This window comes from Saccharopolyspora sp. NPDC002686, assembly GCF_040295745.1.
GTDB lineage: Bacteria > Actinomycetota > Actinomycetes > Mycobacteriales > Pseudonocardiaceae > Saccharopolyspora > Saccharopolyspora oryzae.
This window is the reverse complement of record NZ_JBEOVY010000157.1, coordinates 1-16,868: the sequence shown is the minus strand read 5'-3', so window position 1 is coordinate 16,868 and position 16,868 is coordinate 1. Positions and strand designations below refer to the sequence as shown.

15 protein-coding genes are annotated in these 16,868 nt (G+C 70.3%); 12 read left to right on the top strand and 3 right to left on the bottom strand.

Translation table 11 applies throughout. The features are described from left to right. Positions 1 to 235: 235 nt before the first annotated feature. Entirely contained in the window at positions 236 to 1,444 is a 1,209-nt protein-coding gene (locus tag ABTZ89_RS20935; protein WP_270951842.1) for a PucR family transcriptional regulator, read from the top strand. Positions 1,445 to 1,547: 103 nt separating this feature from the next. Further along, complete coding sequence (locus tag ABTZ89_RS20930) at positions 1,548 to 3,239, top strand: CocE/NonD family hydrolase (protein WP_351047140.1); 1,692 nt, start codon at positions 1,548 to 1,550, stop codon at positions 3,237 to 3,239. Here ABTZ89_RS20930 and ABTZ89_RS20925 read toward each other — a convergent pair. Beyond that, on the bottom strand, positions 3,223 to 3,678 hold the full coding sequence (locus ABTZ89_RS20925; protein ID WP_351047138.1) for an Lrp/AsnC family transcriptional regulator: 456 nt from the start codon (positions 3,676 to 3,678) through the stop codon (positions 3,223 to 3,225). The two genes, ABTZ89_RS20930 and ABTZ89_RS20925, sit on opposite strands and share 17 nt — an antisense overlap. 111 nt (positions 3,679 to 3,789) lie before the next feature. Between ABTZ89_RS20925 and ABTZ89_RS20920 the strand changes: the two genes are divergently transcribed. After that, complete coding sequence (locus ABTZ89_RS20920; RefSeq protein ID WP_351047135.1) at positions 3,790 to 4,227, top strand: DUF2000 domain-containing protein; 438 nt, start codon at positions 3,790 to 3,792, stop codon at positions 4,225 to 4,227. Further along, the gene (locus tag ABTZ89_RS20915; RefSeq protein ID WP_351047132.1) at positions 4,224 to 4,988 is read left to right on the top strand and encodes a class I SAM-dependent methyltransferase; all 765 of its coding nucleotides are present in this window, start codon (positions 4,224 to 4,226) and stop codon (positions 4,986 to 4,988) included. The genes ABTZ89_RS20920 and ABTZ89_RS20915 overlap by 4 nt, the downstream gene beginning before the upstream one ends. A 59-nt stretch (positions 4,989 to 5,047) precedes the next feature. On the opposite strand, the gene ABTZ89_RS20910 is transcribed toward ABTZ89_RS20915, so the two are convergent. Continuing rightward, on the bottom strand, positions 5,048 to 6,091 hold the full coding sequence (locus ABTZ89_RS20910) for an Lrp/AsnC family transcriptional regulator (protein WP_270951838.1): 1,044 nt from the start codon (positions 6,089 to 6,091) through the stop codon (positions 5,048 to 5,050). A gap of 105 nt (positions 6,092 to 6,196) precedes the next feature. Here ABTZ89_RS20910 and ABTZ89_RS20905 point away from each other — a divergent pair, with 105 nt between their 5' ends. Together ABTZ89_RS20905 and ABTZ89_RS20900 are read left to right on the top strand one after the other, a co-directional pair. Next, complete coding sequence (locus tag ABTZ89_RS20905; RefSeq protein ID WP_351047129.1) at positions 6,197 to 7,465, top strand: MFS transporter; 1,269 nt, start codon at positions 6,197 to 6,199, stop codon at positions 7,463 to 7,465. A gap of 17 nt (positions 7,466 to 7,482) precedes the next feature. Continuing rightward, positions 7,483 to 8,685, top strand: coding sequence for a M20 metallopeptidase family protein (locus tag ABTZ89_RS20900; RefSeq protein WP_270951836.1), 1,203 nt, complete (start codon positions 7,483 to 7,485; stop codon positions 8,683 to 8,685). Between the two features lie 34 nt (positions 8,686 to 8,719). Here ABTZ89_RS20900 and ABTZ89_RS20895 read toward each other — a convergent pair whose 3' ends face one another. Continuing rightward, entirely contained in the window at positions 8,720 to 9,769 is a 1,050-nt protein-coding gene (locus ABTZ89_RS20895; protein ID WP_351047126.1) for an Lrp/AsnC family transcriptional regulator, read from the bottom strand. A 154-nt stretch (positions 9,770 to 9,923) separates the two neighbouring features. Between ABTZ89_RS20895 and ABTZ89_RS20890 the strand changes: the two genes are divergently transcribed. The 6 genes from ABTZ89_RS20890 to ABTZ89_RS20865 all read left to right on the top strand — a co-directional run. After that, on the top strand, positions 9,924 to 11,147 hold the full coding sequence (locus ABTZ89_RS20890) for an MFS transporter (RefSeq protein WP_351047123.1): 1,224 nt from the start codon (positions 9,924 to 9,926) through the stop codon (positions 11,145 to 11,147). A gap of 43 nt (positions 11,148 to 11,190) precedes the next feature. Then, positions 11,191 to 12,393, top strand: coding sequence for a M20 metallopeptidase family protein (locus ABTZ89_RS20885; protein ID WP_351047121.1), 1,203 nt, complete (start codon positions 11,191 to 11,193; stop codon positions 12,391 to 12,393). A gap of 375 nt (positions 12,394 to 12,768) precedes the next feature. Next, the gene (gene lpdA, locus ABTZ89_RS20880) at positions 12,769 to 14,229 is read left to right on the top strand and encodes a dihydrolipoyl dehydrogenase (RefSeq protein ID WP_351047118.1); all 1,461 of its coding nucleotides are present in this window, start codon (positions 12,769 to 12,771) and stop codon (positions 14,227 to 14,229) included. A 31-nt stretch (positions 14,230 to 14,260) separates the two neighbouring features. After that, positions 14,261 to 15,367, top strand: a complete 1,107-nt coding sequence (gene pdhA, locus ABTZ89_RS20875) for a pyruvate dehydrogenase (acetyl-transferring) E1 component subunit alpha (RefSeq protein WP_351047115.1) — start codon at positions 14,261 to 14,263, stop codon at positions 15,365 to 15,367. A 137-nt stretch (positions 15,368 to 15,504) separates the two neighbouring features. Next, complete coding sequence (locus ABTZ89_RS20870) at positions 15,505 to 16,500, top strand: alpha-ketoacid dehydrogenase subunit beta (RefSeq protein WP_270951829.1); 996 nt, start codon at positions 15,505 to 15,507, stop codon at positions 16,498 to 16,500. Positions 16,501 to 16,524: 24 nt separating this feature from the next. Continuing rightward, positions 16,525 to 16,868: biotin/lipoyl-containing protein (locus tag ABTZ89_RS20865; RefSeq protein ID WP_351047111.1), on the top strand; the 344-nt coding region annotated here is incomplete at its 3' end.

Sequence of the window (16,868 nt, the reverse complement as noted above, 5' to 3'; positions counted from 1 at the left end):
CGCATGCGCCGCAGGCGCATAGCCCACCCTCGGCGCTTGCACCGCCGCGGGTTCTCAGCGTTCGCCTGGCGAGGACGGCCGAGCCGCCGTGTATTGGCATACATAAGGGTTGGCACCCGGAGTCCAGGCGGGCGCTGAGGTTCCGCTACCCGCACCGCTACGCGGGACGAGGATGGAAGAACCTCGTTGAAACTGCGGGCCGGAGGGGCTGGTTCCGGGCGGTATCGTTCCAGGTGTGGTAGTTGATCCTGCCGAGAAGGCCGCCGATGTCACGCACGCGCTGGCCGGAGCGCGGCTCCAGGACTTGCCCAGGCTGACCGAGCGGCTGATGGGCGCCATCTTCACCGACAACCCCGAGTGGACCGACTACAGCCCGGTCCCGAAGGAAGATCTGTGGGAGGGCTGCCGCAAGTACCTGGAACGCATCCTGCACATCCTCAGCGGTGCGGTCGCCGGTCCGGACGGTGACGACGTGGCCGCCGCGATCGGCCGCCGCCGCGCCGAGCAGGGCGTGCCGCTGGAGGTGATGCTGCGGACCTTCCGGCTCGGCGGCCGGATCGTCTGGGAGTCGCTGGTCGACCAGGCCCACCAGGACGGTGCGGATCCGGACGCGATGCTGGGCGTGGCGACCTCGATATGGACGGTGATCGACGGCCTGTCCTCGACGCTGTCCACGTCCTACCGCAACACCGAGCTGGAGCGGGTGCGCCGCGACGACCAGCGCCGGCACGCCCTGGTGGAGGACCTGCTCGCCGGTCGCGCGCGCGACATCGCCTTCGCGCAGCGCACCGCCAAGGAGCTGGACCTGCCCACCGGCGGCGCCTACTTGGTGATCGTCGCGGAGATGATCGACGAGAGCGGGTTCGCGCTGCGCGGGCAGCAGGACGTGCTGAGCGCGCTGCACGTCCGATCGGTGTGGCAGGTGCGGGCCGACTCGCTGGTCGGCTTGGTCGCGCTCGAGCAGCGGCACAAGGAACTGGTGCTGGACGCGCTGCGCCCGATGGCGCGCGGCCGGGTCGCGGTGTCGCCGACGGTGCGGGGGCTGGCCGAGGTGGGCCTGGCCCACCAGCTCGCGCTGACCACGCTGGGGACGTCCTCCTACGGCACCTCGGAGCTGGTGACCCTGGAGGAGCGGTTCCCGGAGGCGCTGCTGGTGCAGTCGCCGGACCTGGCGCAGCGCCTGCTGGAGTCCCAGCTGGGCCCCGTGCTGGAGTTGCCGGTGCGGGAGCGGGACATGCTGCTGGAGACCCTGGCGGCGTGGCTTGAGGAGAACTGCTCGACGGCCAACGCGGCGGTCCGCCTGCACTGCCACCGCAACACGGTCCTGAACCGCCTGCACCGCATCACGTCGCTGATCGGCATGTCCCTGCACGGCCGAACGGCCTACGTTTCCCTGTCCCTCGCCCTCTCGGCCCTCCGCCTCCGCGACGGCCTGCGCGACTAGACGACTGGTCCCCTCGCGCCCGTCCGCGGAATGCCGAGCCGCGCTGAACCGTTGCTCCGGGAAGATCAAGAATCCCGGTGGGGCCGGGGGAAGGCGGAGCGGCGTGCTAGATCCGAACATCGAGGTTCCCACGCGGGCCGGCGTTCTGCGCGGGTTGCACTGGGCCCCGCAGTCGCCGAGCACGGCTCCGGTGGTCCTGGTGCTCACCCCGTACGGGGCCGATCGCTACCGCCCCGACGGCACGACCTTCGCTTCGGCCGGCTTCCACTTCGTGAGCCTCGACGTGCGCGGCCGGGGTGGCTCCGATGGGCACTTCCGCCCCTTCGTCCACGACGGCGACGACGGGCACGACGCGGTGCGGTGGCTGGCCGGACAGGAGTGGTCCAGCGGTGAGGTGGTGATGTACGGCGGCTCCTACAGCGGTTTCGCGCAGTGGGCCACCGCCGCGAGGCGCCCGCCGGGCCTGCGGGCCATCGCCCCGGTTGCCTCCGTGCACCCGGGGATCGACTTTCCCATGGCCCACAACATCCCCAAGGCGTTCGCCGCCCGGTGGCTCGCCATGGTGGACGGCCGCTGGATGAGCGACGACGACGCCGCCACGTGGGCCGCGGCGGGCCGCGACCTGGTCAGCAGCGGGCGTCCGTTCCGGGACCTGGACGTGGCGGCATCCGGGAGGCGGCTGCCGACCTTCCAGGAGTGGCTGGACCACCCCTCGCTGGACGAGTACTGGACGCGGCTGGCACCCACCCGTCGGCAGTACGAGCAGATCACCCTGCCCGTGCTGACCATCACCGGGCAGTACGACGACGACCAGCTCGGCGCGCTCACCTTCCACGACCGGCACGTGGCTGCCGCGCCGCCCGAAGCCGCCGCCCGCCACCAGGTCGTGATCGGTCCGTGGGACCACGGTGGCACCCGGTCCGCGGCCCGCAGCTTCGGCGGCTTGACGTTCGCGGAGAACAGCGCGATCGACCTGCCCGCCCTGCACCTGGCCTGGTACCGCTGGGTGCTCGGCATGGCAGGCAGGCCGGAGTTCCTGCGCGAGCGCGTGACCTACTTCCACGTCGGCGAGGACCGCTGGCGCAGCGCGGCGCAGCTGCCAGCGGGCGATCGGTCGCTGCGCCTGCATCCATTGGCCGACGGCGCGTCGTCCGACCCGGCCCGTCGCAGTCTCGCCACTACGCCCGCCGCGGTGGACCACACCGTCTCGTTCCGCTTGGACCCGCGCGCAGTCGGCCGGCCGGAATACGACGAACCGGCCGCGGACCGCACCTTCACCGACGACCGCCCGCTGGCCGGTACCAACGGCGAGGCGACCGTCCACGTCAGCGAGCCGCTGACCGAGTACGCGGACGTGTCCGGCCGCCCCCGGGCTGAATTGACGCTCTCCAGCGAACTGCGGGACTTCGACCTGCTGGTGGGGCTCTACCTGCTACCCAGCAGCGGCACACCGCGACTGCTGGGCGAGGCAGGCCTGCGCGCCCGCTACCACGCAGGCCTGCACCGACCCGAACCCTGGCCCAGCGGCCGGCCCGTGCCGGTCGCGCTGCGCGACTTTCCGTTCATCTCCCTGCGCGTCGGCCCGGGCGATCGCTTCGCCCTGGTGATCCGGGCTCCGCACCGGCGTTGGCAGCCCAACCACCAAGCAGGCGGCCCCGTGGCCGACGAGTCGGCGCAGGACGCGGTCAGCGGTGTCGTCCGGCTCCACCAAGGGCCTTCCCACCCCTCGTCCCTCTCGTTGCCGATCGCGGTGGCACCGACCTCATCGGACGCCACACCTAGGGCAGGGGGCTGAGCACGTTGTTCTGCTCCCGCTGGTAGATCACGGAGCTGCGGAAGCTGACGATCTCGCGGCGCTTGCTCAACCGGTCGACGAGGAACGAGTGCAGCCGGTCGAGGTCCTGGACCGCGACGTGCAGGAGGAAGTCGTCGCCACCGGCGAGCACGAACACCGCCAGCACTTCGGGCATCTCGCCGACGGCGGCTTTGAAGGCGTCGATGACGTTCCGGCTGAGCGGGCGCACCTGGACGGAGATGAACGCCTGCACGCCGCGGTTGAGCGACTTCAGGTCGATGTCGGCGTGGTAGCCGCGGATCACCCCGCGCCTGGTGAGGCTGCGGACCCGTTCGAGGCAGGTCGAGGGAGCTATCCCGAGCTTCCGGGCGAGTTCGCGGTTGGACTGCCGCGCATCCGTCTGGAGTTCCCCGATGATCGCCGAATCAAGTTCATCCACGGACGGCATCTTGCCATCCATTTCAGCCGAACGATCGGACTACGGCGTCAAAACCCGTGCAAATGGCTAACTTCGAGCAGGTAGCAACGATCGAACGTTCGGAGGAAGCAAGTGGCACTACCGACCAAACTGGTGCTCGTAGTCCGGTCGGATCTGGAGGCGAACGCAGCGGTGAACGCCGCCGTGGTCGTGGGGTTGAGCATGGGTGGGCGCTTGCCGCACCTGCTCGGCGAGGACGGCGCGGACGCATCCGGCGGAGTGCACGCCGGGCTGAACCCGAACCCGGTCCCGGTGCTGGTGGCCGATGCCGACCAGTTGCGCGATCTGCACGACCGGGCCCGGGAGCGGGAGGAGCTGACCGTCGTGGGGTTCAACGAGACCGCCCGCTGCGCAAGGGATTACGACGACTACCTCCGCACGCTGTCCGGGACTCCTGGCGGTGACGTCGACCAGGTCGCGGTGGCGATCTTCGGTCCGCGGAACCGGGTGACGGGACTGACCAAACGACTGCCGCTGCTGGGAAGTGGTCACCGGGAGGACGCCGCGTGACCACCGCCGCCGACCACTACGATCGCCTCCTCGCCGAGCACTACACCTGGATGCTCGGCGGCGACATCCACGCCGTCGCCTCGGCGCAGCTGGAGCTCCTCCGCGAGCTCGGTGTTCGCGGGGATTCCGACGACGCCATCGCGGTGGACCTGGGGTGCGGGTCCGGCGCTCAGGCCCTGGCGCTGGCCCGGCTCGGTTTCGCCCCGGTGATCGCGGTGGATACCAGCGCCGCTCTGCTCGACGAGCTCAGCGAGCGTGCGGCGGAGCTGGACTCGGGTCACGTCGTTCGGCCGGTGCACGACGACATCCGATCGGCCCTTCCCCGGGTCGTCGAACCCGGCACGGCCGCAGCGATCGTGTGCATGGGCGACACCTTGCCGCACCTGCCCGCCGAGGCGGACGTGTCGGACCTGGTCGGCGACATCGCCCGCGCGCTCCGGCCCGGCGGTCAGTTCGTCGCCACCTACCGGGATCTGACGGGGGAGCTGGTCGGGCCTGATCGCTTCATCCCGGTCCGCAGCTCGGAGGACCGGATCCTCACCTGCTTCCTCGACTACGTCGACGACAGCACTGTGCTCGTCCACGACCTCCTGCACGTCCGCTCCGGAGACGGGTGGGAGCTGGCCGTGAGCAGCTACCCCAAGCTGCGGCTGCACCCGGAATGGCTGGCCGAGCAATGCCGAGCGGCGGGTTTGGACGTCCGCCGCGACGCCCCGGGTCCGCGCGGTCAACGCGTTCTGCACGTGGTGCAGCCGGCCTGAGGGCCGATTCGTGGCAGGGCTGCGGGGAGGACGTCCTGAGGTGGTGGCGGGCTGCGGGACTAGGCGTCGGGTCGGGGGAGTTCCGCCGGTGGTAGCCACGGGTTGATCGGGATTGTGTCCGCGGCGTAGCCCTCCTCGTCGAAGAGACGTCCCATCAGCTTCACCTGGCGCAGGGCCACCGCCCGGTCGGCGAGCTGGAGTTCGGGGATCTTCTCGCCGAGCAGGGCTTCCAGCCGGGCCACGTCCGCGATCGAGCGCAGCCACACCGTGAACAGCAGGTTCTGCGGGCCGGTCACCGAGGCGCACAGGCGGATCTCGGGCAGGGCGCGCAGCCCTTGCACGACCTTGTCCAGCTGACCGGGAGCGACGCTGGCCCAGAGACTGGCGGACACCGGCCACTCGGTGAGCACGCGCGCGATCTCGCAGCGCAGGGAGATGTCGCCGTTGTGCACCATGCGCGTCACGCGGCGGCGCACGTTCGGCGTGCTCAAGCCGACCTGCTCCGACAACTCGACCGCCGAGGCACGGGCGTCGTGGGACAGCGCCGTGACCAGCCGTCGGTCGTGCTCGTCGAGATCGGCCCGGGTCGGCTGATCGGTGGTCGGCCGGGCCAGTTGCCGCTGCTGGGCGGGGGTGAGGCTGCGCAGTCGCCACCGGGAGCCTTCGGCGAACACCCGGGTGCCCAGCGCGGCCCGGGTGCGGACCACCCCGGGCAGCGGTGAGATGCGTCCGGACACCAGCTCCGACAGCGCGCCGAGGTTCCGGATCATCACGGTGATCAGCAGGTCCCGGCCGCCCGCCATGTGCTCGACTGTGATCACCTGCGGGTAGGTCGCCAGCGTTCGGGCCACCGACATCTGCTGTCCGGCCTGGACGTCGATCTCGATGAAGGCCATGCAGATCGAGTCCGCCAGTCTCGTCCCCGGGTAGCAGGTCGTCCACGCGCTGCCGTTGGTGTGCAGCCGTTCCCAGCGCCGGCCGACGGTCGCCGCGTCAACGCCGAGCACCCGGCCCACCTCCGCCCACGAGGTGCGGGGCGAGATCTGCAGCGCGTGCAGGATCGAGCGGTCCAGCTCGTCCAGGGCGAGTGAAGAGTCATGCATGAACAGCCGCTTTCAAGACGTTTCCATGCACTATCTCCCACATTCCTTCTCTTCACCAGCATCAGCGCGCACGCTGCTGCGCACCAAAGCACCTCGGAGGTGGATGTGGCGCAGGTGGACAACGCCCTGGTGGCGCGCCCGGTGGCGAAGAAGGGGCGTCGAGAACTGCTCGCCGGAACGGTCGGCGGAGTGGTCGAGTCGTTCGACTGGACGGTCTACGCGGTGCTGGCGCCGTACTTCGCCACGCAGATGTTCTCGGGCGAGGACGAGCTGACCAAGCTGCTGGCGGCTTACGCGGGGTTCGCGGTGAGCTTCGTGGTCCGTCCGCTGGGCAGCTACCTGCTGGGCCGGGTGGCCGACGCCCGCGGTCGCCGGTTCGCGCTGATCGTCAGCATGATCACGATCTGCCTGGGCAGCCTGCTGATCGCCGTGCTGCCGACGGCGGCGACGATCGGGGCGGCAGCACCGGTCCTGCTGGTGGTGCTGCGGGCGCTGCAGGGCGTCGCGATGGGCGGTGAAGCCCCCAGCGTCGCCGCCTACATCACCGAGACAGCGCCACCGAACCGCCGGTTCCTGTTCAGCGGCTTGTCCTACTGCGGCGTGGTCATCGGCAACGTCCTCTGCTTCGCGGTGGTCGGTGTGCTGCTGGTCGTGATGGGCGAGCAGGGCGTCGTCGACGGCGGTTGGCGGATCGGTTTCGGCATCGCGGCCGTGCTCGGGGTGCTGGCGTTCTGGGTGCGCAGCGCGGCGGACGAGAGCGAGGAGTTCCGGACCAGCAGGCGCGAAGTGCGGCGGACGAAGCTGTCCGGGCACCTGCGGAACATGGTCGCGGTCTTCCTGATCACCACCGGCACGACGGTCGGCTTCTACTTCGGCACGACCTACATGCCGGAGTACGCGGCCCAGCTCGGCGCCACCCGCGCTGCGAGTTCGAACCTGAGCATGATCCCCAGCCTGCTCCTGCTGATCGCGGCGATGGCGGCGTTCGGCGTGCTGGCGGATCGCATCGGCGGCATGCGGGTGTTCCGGATCGGCATGGGGCTGCTGGCGCTGTGCACGGTGCCTTTGATGACGGCCCTCGCGCACGGCTGGCTCCCGGTGTGGGCGGTGACGACCCTCTACCTGGTGTTCGGAGTCGCGCCGACCATCGCGCTGGGCAACGTGCTGCTCTCGACCGGATTCCCGGTCGAGGTGCGAGTCGTGGGCATGGGAGTGCCGTTCACCCTCGGCGTGGCGTTGTTCGGCGGCACTTTCCCGATGCTCGCACAGGGTTTGGGCGCGGTCGGGCAGCTCTCCGCGGTGCCGTGGGTGGCTGCGGGTCTCGCCGTGGTGTCGCTGGTGGGCACCGCGGTGTTCAAGGTTGATGAGAACTGATCGAGGAACGGATGGTCATGACTTCGTTGTCGACGCTGTTGGACGATGCGCGGTCGTTGCACCCGGACCTGGTGCGGACTCGACGTGATCTGCACCGGATTCCGGAACTGGGACTGGAGCTGCCGCGCACCCAGGAACGCGTGCTGTCCGAATTGGACGGTCTCGGGCTGGAGGTGAGCACCGGCGCGGAGATCAGTTCGGTCACGGCGGTGCTGCGCGGCGGCGGATCCGGTCCGACGGTGCTGTTGCGCGGGGACATGGACGCCCTTCCGGTGGCGGAGCGGTCCGGTGTCGACTTCGCCGCGGAGAACGGTCGGATGCACGCCTGCGGGCACGACTTGCACACGACGATGCTGCTGGGCGCGGCGAAGTTGCTGGCACCGCGCCGGGATCAGCTCGCCGGTGACGTGGTGTTCATGTTCCAGCCGGGCGAAGAGGGTTATGACGGCGCGGGACGCATGCTGGACGAAGGCCTGCTGTCGGCAGCCGGCCGCAAGCCCGATGCGGCCTACGCCCTGCACGTGATGTCGGCGTGGATCCCGCGAGGGATGTTCACGACTCGCAGCGGTCCGATGCTGTCCGCGTCAAACCGGTTGCGGGTGACGGTGCGAGGGCGTGGCGGGCACGGTTCCGCGCCGTTCCGGGCGGTGGATCCGGTGCCGGTGGCGTGCGAGATGGTCACCGCGCTGCAAGCGTTCGTGACCCGCCGCTTCGATATCTTCGACCCGGTGGTGCTGACCGTCGGCATGATCCACGGCGGTACGCAGGAGAACGTCATCCCCGACGAGGTCACCTTCGCCGCCACCGTGCGCTGCTTCTCGCCGCAGGCCCTGGCCGTGGTCAAGGACGGCTCGATCCAGGTGTGCGAGGGCATCGCGGCAGCGCACGGGGCCGAACTGGACGCGGAGTTCATCGAGCTGTACCCGGTGACGGTCAACGACGGAGCTGAGACGTCGTTCGTCGCGGACACCCTGCGCGAGCTGCACGGCGAGCAGAGCTTCGCCACGGCCCCCAACCCGGTCGCCGGTTCCGAGGACTTCTCCCGGGTCCTCGAGGAAGTGCCGGGGGCGATGGTCGCCCTCGGTGCTTGCCCGGAGGATCTCGATGCGGAGACGGCGCCCAACAACCACTCGCCGCGGGCGGTCTTCGACGACGCGGTGCTCGGCGATGGAGCCGCCGCGTACGCAGCCCTGGCAGTGCAACGGCAGCAGCAGCGCTGACCGGTGGTCGTGAGCGGTGAAAGCGGATCGCCGCTCACGACCCAGCGGTGTGCGGTTCCGCTGGTTCCTTCGGCGGTAGCCAGGGGTTGATCGGGACGGGGCCTTTTGCGCAGCCGCGGTCGTCGAGGAGTTGACCCATCAGCTTCACCATGCGCAGGTTCACCGCCCGGTCCACCAGGTGGAGCTGGGGGAGCCGGTCGGCCAGCAGGGTTTCCAGCCGGGGCAGGTCGGCCACCGACTTGAGCCACAGCGTGAACAGCAGGTTGTGCGGGCCGGTGATCGATGAGCACATCCGCAGCTCGGGCAGCGCGCTCAAGCCCTGCGCGACCTTGTCGATGTCCCCGGGCGGGACGCTGGCCCAGAGGGTCGCCGCGATCGGCCACTCGGTGAGCCCGCGCGCGATCTCGCAGCGCAGCACGGCGTCACCGCGGTGCACCAGCCCTGCGATGCGGCGTCGGACGTTCGGCGCGCTCAGCCCGACCTCCTGCGCCAGCTCGACGGCGGGGGCCCGGGCGTCCCGGGACAGCGCGGTGATCAGCCGGTGGTCGTGCTCGTCGAGCTCGCCGCGCGGCGGGTCGGCCGCCGGGCGGGCCAGCTGCCGCTGCTGCGCCGGGGTGAGGCTGCGCAGCCGCCACCGGGAGCCCTCGGAGAACACCCGGGTGCCCAGCGCGGCGCGGGTGCGGGCGACCCCGGGCAGCGCGGCGATGCGCTCGGTGATCAGCTCGGACAGCGCGCCGAGGTCCTGCACCAGTGCCATCGCCAGCAGGTCCCGGCCGCCGGCCAGCTGCTCGACGGTCACCACCTGCGGGTAGCTCGCCAGCGCTCGCGCCACGTCCATCGCGCGTCCCGGCTGCGCGTCGATCTCGACGTAGGCGTTGAAGCTGGTCTCGATCAGGCGGACGCCCGGGTAGCAGGTCGTCCAGGCCCGGCCGGTGCTGCGCAGCCGTTCCCAGCGCCGCGCCACGGTGACCGCGTCCACCCCGAGCACCTTGCCGACCTCGGTCCACGACGCGCGCGGCGAGATCTGCAGCGCGTGCAGGACCGAGCGGTCCAACTCGTCCAGCGTGTTTTCCTGCATGTGCATCCAGCTCTCGTGCTTTTTCCTGCATTGTTGCGCAGGTTCCTTTCGGTGCACGACATCGGCTCGCAGTCTGCTGCGCACGAACACACCTCGGAGGTGAGTGTTGGCGCAGGTCGATGGAGCCCTGGCAGCGCGGCCAGGGAGAGCGGCGGTCTCGATGAAGGGACGTCGCGAGCTGATCGCGGGTGCAGTGGGTGGCATCGTCGAGTCGTTCGACTGGACGATCTACGCGATCCTGGCGCCGTTCTTCGCATCGCAGATGTTCGCCGGCGAGGACGGGCTGACCAAGCTGCTCTCGGCGTACGCGGGTTTCGCCGTGGGCTTCGTGGTCCGGCCGCTGGGCAGTTACCTGCTCGGCCGCATCGCCGACGCGCGCGGCCGGCGGTTCTCGCTGGTCATCAGCATGGCCACGATCTGCCTCGGCAGCCTGCTGATCGCCGTGCTGCCGACCGCGGCGACCATCGGGGTCGCGGCCCCGGTCCTGCTGGTGCTGCTGCGCGCGCTCCAGGGCATCGCGATGGGTGGCGAGAACCCCAGCGTCGCGGCCTACATCACCGAAACCGCGCCGGAGAACCGCCGGTTCCTCTACAGCAGCCTGTCCTACACCGGCGCGTTCATCGGCAACATCGTGTGCTTCGTCGTGGTCGGTGCGCTGATGGCGGTGATGGGTGAGCAGGGTGTCACCGACGGCGGCTGGCGGATCGGTTTCGTCGTCGCCGCGGTGTTCGGGGTCCTCGCGTTCTGGGTGCGCAGCTCAGCGGCCGAGAGCGAGGAGTTCGAGAGCGAGAAGCAGGTCGAGGAACCGCGGCCGAAGGTGCGCGAGCACCTGCGGAACATGCTCTCGGTGTTCCTGATGACCACCGGTACGACGGTCGGCGTCTACTACGGCACGGTGTACCTGCCGGAGTACGCCGCGCAGGTCGGGGTCGAGCACTCCGTGGCGACGAACCTGGAGATGGTCCCGGCCCTGCTCGCGCTGATCGCCGCGATGGCGGTGTCCGGCCTGCTCGCGGACCGGTTCGGCGGTATGCGGGTGTTCCGGGTCGGCGCGCTGGCGCTGGCGGTGGGCACGGTGCCGCTGATGACCGCGCTCGCCCAGGGCTGGCTGCCGATGTGGGCGGTGGCGACCTGCTACCTGGTCCTCGGCGTCGCGCCGACCACCGCGGTGGCGAACGTGATGTACAGCGAGGTCTTCCCGGTCGCGGTTCGGGTCGTGGCGATGGGCGTGCCGTTCACGCTCGCGATCGCGCTGTTCGGCGGCACCTTCCCGCTGCTCGCGGAAGGCCTTGCGGCGCTGGGAAGTCTGACCGCCGTGCCGTGGGTCGCGGCCGGTACCGCGGTCATCACCTTGCTGGGCACGTGGGTGTTCAAGCGCGGCTGAGCCGTTGCGCAATTCCCACCAGGATTCGGAGAAGAACTCGACGATGATCGCTTTGCCGACGCTGCTGGACGACGCTCGTGCGCTGCACCCGGACCTGGTGCGGATCCGCCGCGATCTGCACCGGAATCCGGAGCTGGGGCTGGAACTCCCGCGCACCCAGGAACGGGTCGTGTCCGAATTGGACGGTCTCGGGCTGGAGGTGGGCACCGGCGCGGAGATCAGCTCGGTGACGGCGGTGCTCCGCGGTTCCCGCCCGGGCCCGACCGTGCTGCTGCGCGGGGACATGGACGCGTTGCCGGTGGCGGAGGAGACCGGGCTCGACTTCGCGGCAGGCAACGGGCGGATGCACGCCTGCGGGCACGACCTGCACGCGACGATGCTGCTGGGCGCGGCGAAACTGCTCGCGCCGCGGCGGGATCAGCTCGACGGGGACGTGGTGTTCATGTTCCAGCCGGGAGAGGAGGGCTACGACGGCGCGGGTCGCATGCTCGACGAAGGTCTGCTGTCGGTCTCGGGGCGCAAACCCGACGCGGCCTACGCCCTGCACGTGATCTCCGGGCTGGAGCGAGGTCTGTTCACCACGAAGGGCGGCCCGATGCTCTCGGCCGCGAACCGGCTGGAGGTGACCGTCCGCGGGCGCGGCGGGCACGGTTCCGCGCCGTTCCGCGCGCTGGACCCGGTGCCGGTGGCGTGCGAAATGGTGTTGGCCCTGCAGACTTTCGTCACCCGGCGCTTCGACGTCTTCGACCCGGTGGTGCTGACCGTCGGCACCATCCACGCCGGGACCCGGGACAACGTGATCCCCGACGAGGTCACCTTCGCCGCAACCGTCCGCTGCTTCTCCCGCCGAGCGCAGGCGGTCGTCGCGGACGGCGCGGTGCAGGTGTGCCGGGGCATCGCGGCGGCGCACGGGGCCGAGGTGCGGGCGGAGTTCGTCGAGCAGTACCCGGTGACGGTCAACGACGAGTCGGAGGCGGAGTTCGTCGCCGATGCCGTGCGCGAACTGCACGGCGAGCACCGCTTCGCCACCGCCCCGAAGCCGATCAGCGCCTCGGAGGACTTCTCCCGGGTGCTCGAGGAGGTCCCCGGCGCGATGATCTCCCTCGGCGCCTGCCCGCCGGACCGGGACCCGGCCCGGGCCCCGGACAACCACTCGCCGCAAGCGGTCTTCGACGACGAGGTCCTGGCCGACGGAGCAGCGGCTTACGCGGCCCTCGCGGTGCAGCGCCAGGAGCAGCCGGCCTGAGCGCTGACCCGGACGTCCTCCTCGCGGCGGTGCTGCGGGGAGGGCGTTTTGCTGTGCGGCGGAGACAACCGGGCGAATACGACTTTTCGGTACATCGGGAGCCGGGTCTGCGCGGGGTCGACCCGGCTCCTGGGGTTTCACGCCTGGGTCTCGGTGGGGCGCGTGATGGCGATCTCAGCCACGGACGGTAGTGTCCGCGTTACATGTTGTGTGCGTCACGCTGGGGAATGTGCGGTGTGCACAGTGGCGCCAGAAGAAGTCTGGGCGAGCGGGCATAGCGGAGAAGTGGTCGTCCTCACGACACTCTGAGTAAGAATTGCCCGCTCGATCCGGGCTTTCGGTAACCGGCGCGTGCGTTCAAAGGAGCACAGCGAAGTGCAGGAGTTCGACCTTCTCGTGGTGGGTGGCGGCCCCGGTGGGTACGTCGCCGCGATCCGGGCCGCGCAGCGCGGCCTCTCGGTCGGTGTGGTGGAAAAGGAGCGGCCCGGCGGGGTCTGCTTGAACTGGGGCTGCATCCCGACCAAGGCGATGCTGCGTTCGGCCGAGGTTTACGAGACCGTGCTGCACGCTGCCGACTTCGGGATCAACGTCGAGAACGTGAGCGTCGACTACGACGCCGTCCGACGTCGCAAGAGCAGCGTCGTCAAGGGCCTCACCGACGGCGTCGCCGGCCTGCTCAAGGCCAACGGCGTCACCGTCATCAACGGCCACGCCCGGTTCACCGGCCCGACCGCGGTGGACGTCTACGCCACCGGTGAGTCGCCGCTGGGCGCCGAGGGCCCGCGCTACGCCGCCGAGCCGACCGGCGCCAAGCCGATCGAGCAGGTCAAGGCCCGCGACATCATCATCGCCACCGGCTCGGTCCCCGTGCAGCTGCCGCTGCCCGGCGCGGACCTGCCCGGCGTGATCACCTCCGACGGCGCCTTCGGCCTGACCGAGGTGCCCAAGCGCATCGCCATCATCGGCGGCAGCGCGGTCGGCGCCGAGTGGGCGACGCTGTTCGCCACCCTCGGCAGCGAGGTCAGCATCATCGAGATGCAGAAGACCCTGGTGCCCGCCGAGGACGCCGAGGTCGGCAAGGCCCTGGGCCGCTCGTTCACCAAGCGCGGCATCAAGGTCCTCACCGAGGCCACCGTCTCCCGCGTCGACCAGGCCGCCGACGGCCTGAAGGTCACTGTGGACGGTGCCAAGCCGCAGCAGATCGACGCCGACGTGGTGCTGGTCGGCGTGGGCCGCAAGCCCAACACCGCCAGCCTCGACCTGGACAAGACCGGCGTCGCCACCAGCCAGCGCGGTTTCATCGAGGTCGACGAGAAGCTGCGCACCAACGTCGAGCACGTCTACGCGATCGGCGACGTCACCGGCAAGGCGCTGCTCGCGCACGTCGCGTCCCACCAGGGCATCGTGGCGGCCGAGACGATCGCCGGGCAGCACGCCGCGATCGACTACAACGTCATCCCGGCGGCGACCTTCACCCACCCGGAGGTCGCCAGCGTCGGCCTCACCGAGGCGCAGGCCAAGGACGCCGGGCACGACGTCGTCGCCGCGAAGTTCCCGTTCGCCGCGCTGGGCCGCGCCCAGAGCTACGGCGACACCGAGGGCTTCATGAAGATCGTCGCCGGCAAGAAGTACGGCGAGGTCCTGGGCGTGCACATCATCGGGCACTCCGCCAGCGACCTGATCACCGAAGGCGCGCTGGCGATGGCCCTGGAGGCCACCCTCGACGAGCTCGCCGAGACCATCCACGCGCACCCGACCCTGGGCGAGATCGGCATGGAGGCGGCCATGGCAGCCCTCGGCCTGCCGGTCCACGTCGCCCCGCCGAAGAAGCGCTGACCACGAGGCTTTTTTCCGAAAGGGGACTGTGATGGCAACGACAGCCACGCGCAGCAAGCCGGCCACCCGCAGCACCGCCAAGTCGCGGCGCAGCGGCGGTGCGGTACGCGGCTCCGGCGGCGGACGCTTCGCCGGGGAGTCGCCGGAGCTGCTCCAGGACTACTTCCACGAGATGACCCTGATCCGCCGCTTCGAGGAGCGCGCGGCCCAGGGCTACACCCAGGCCAAGATCGGCGGCTACTGCCACCTCAACCTCGGTGAGGAAGCGACCGTCGTCGGCCTGATGCGCTCCCTGCGCAAGTCCGACCTGCTGTTCACCAACTACCGCGAGCACGGCTACGCGCTGGCCAAGGGCATCGAGCCCGGCCGCGTGATGGCCGAGCTGTACGGCCGCACCACCGGCACCTCCAAGGGCTGGGGCGGCTCGATGCACATGTTCGACGTGGAGGCCGGGCTGCTCGGCGGCTACGGCATCGTCGGCGGCCAGATCCCGCTGGCCACCGGTGCTGCGCTGGCCATCGACTACCGCGGCGGCGACCAGGTCGTGATGTGCCAGATGGGCGACGGCACCACCAACATCGGTGCGTTCCACGAGGCGCTGAACATCGCCGCGCTGTGGAACCTGCCGGTGGTCTTCGTGGTGATCAACAACCACCTCGGCATGGGCACCACGGTCGACAAGTCCTCCGCGGAGCCCGAGCTGTTCAAGCGCGCCTCGGCGTACAAGATGCACGGTGAGCGGGTGGACGGCAACGACCCGCTGGCGGTCCGCGAAGCGGCCACCCGCCTGGTCGAGCAGGCCCGCAACGGCGGCGGCCCCGCCCTGCTGGAGTGCGTCAGCGAGCGGCTGAAGGGCCACTCGGTGGTCGACCCGGCCAAGTACCGCAGCGAGGAAGCGGTCGAGAAGGCCAAGCAGGCCGACCCGGTCGCCGCCTTCCGCGCCGAGCTGATCGAGGCCGGTGTCCTGGACGAGGACGCCGCCGTGGAGATCGAGCGCAAGGCGCAGGCCGAGGCCGACGCGGCGGTCGCGTTCGCCGACGACAGCCCGCACCCGGACCCGTCGACGCTGTTCGACTACACCTACGCCACCCCGGTGGCCAACGATTCGCGACGGCTTCCCGCCGACCCGGTCTTCTGACGCCCTTCCGGGTTTTCCGCGAAAGTTCTCGTCGCGGTATTTGCGACACCCCGCCACTTGATCCGTGAGTGTTTTGGGCTGCTATCGCAGCTCAAAACACTCACGGCTCCCATTGCTCTTTTCCAGGAGAAACACCCTTGGCCGTCATCACGTACCGCCAAGCGTTGCACGACACGCTTCGCGAGGAAATGCTGCGCGATGAGGACGTCTTCCTCATCGGCGAGGAAATCGGGGTCTTCGAGGGCTCCTACAAGATCACCGCTGGTCTGCTCAAGGAGTTCGGCGAGAAGCGGGTGCGCGACACCCCGATCGCCGAGGAGGGCTTCGTCGGTGCCGCGGTCGGTGCGGCCATGCTGGGCCTGCGCCCGGTCGTCGAACTGATGACGATCAACTTCTCGCTGGTCGCGCTGGACCAGATCGTCAACCACGCGGCCAAGATCTACGGCATGTTCGGCGGCCAGACCTCCGTGCCGATGGTCCTGCGCACGCCGGGCGGCGGCGGCCAGCAGCTGGGCGCCACCCACTCGCAGAACATCGAGCTGTACTACGCCTTCGTGCCGGGCCTGAAGGTCGTCGCGCCGAGCACGCCCGCCGACGCCAAGGCGCTGCTGCTGGCCTCGATGCGCGACAACGACCCGGTGCTGTTCCTGGAGAACCTGGCGCTCTACAACACCAAGGGCGAGGTTCCCGACGTCGTCGAGCCGGCCGAGATCGGCAAGGCGAAGGTGACCCGCGAGGGCACCGACATCACCATCATCGGCTACTCCCGGATGGCGCTGGTGGCCCAGCAGGTCGCCGAGAAGCTGCACGCCGAGGAGGGCATCAACGCCGAGGTCGTGGACCTGCGCAGCTTGCGGCCGTTGGACCGGCAGACCATTGTGGACTCCGTGCGCAAGACCGGCTGCGCCGTCGTCGCGGAGGACGATTGGCTGACCTACGGCATCGGCGCGGAGATCGCCGCGTCCATCTCGGACGGTGCGTTCGACTACCTCGACGCCCCGGTGCGCCGGGTCGCGGCGGCGGAGGTGCCGCTGCCGTACGCCAAGCCGCTGGAGCGCGCCGCGCTCCCGTCCGCCGAGTCCCTGACGACTGCGATCCACCAGACGCTGGACGCCGTCGGCCGTCGCCGCTGAGGCCTGTCTCACCCGAGGAAGACGATGACTGAGATTCAGATGCCGAGGCTCTCCGACACCATGGAGGAGGGCGTGATCTCGAGCTGGCGCAAGAGCGTCGGCGACAAGGTCAGCCGCGGCGAGGTGGTCGCGGAGATCGAGACCGACAAGGCCCTCATGGAGCTGGAGGCCTACGACGACGGGGTGCTGGAGAAGATCCTCGTCGACGAGGGCGCGACGGTGCCGATCGGCACCCCGATCGCGGTCCTCGGCGACGGCTCCGGCGCTGCGGCGGAAGCGGCTTCCGCCCCGGCCCCGGCCGCCGCTCCGGCTCCCGCGGCTGAAGAGGCCCCGGCTCCGGCCGCCGAGCCCGCTGCGGCTGCTCCGGC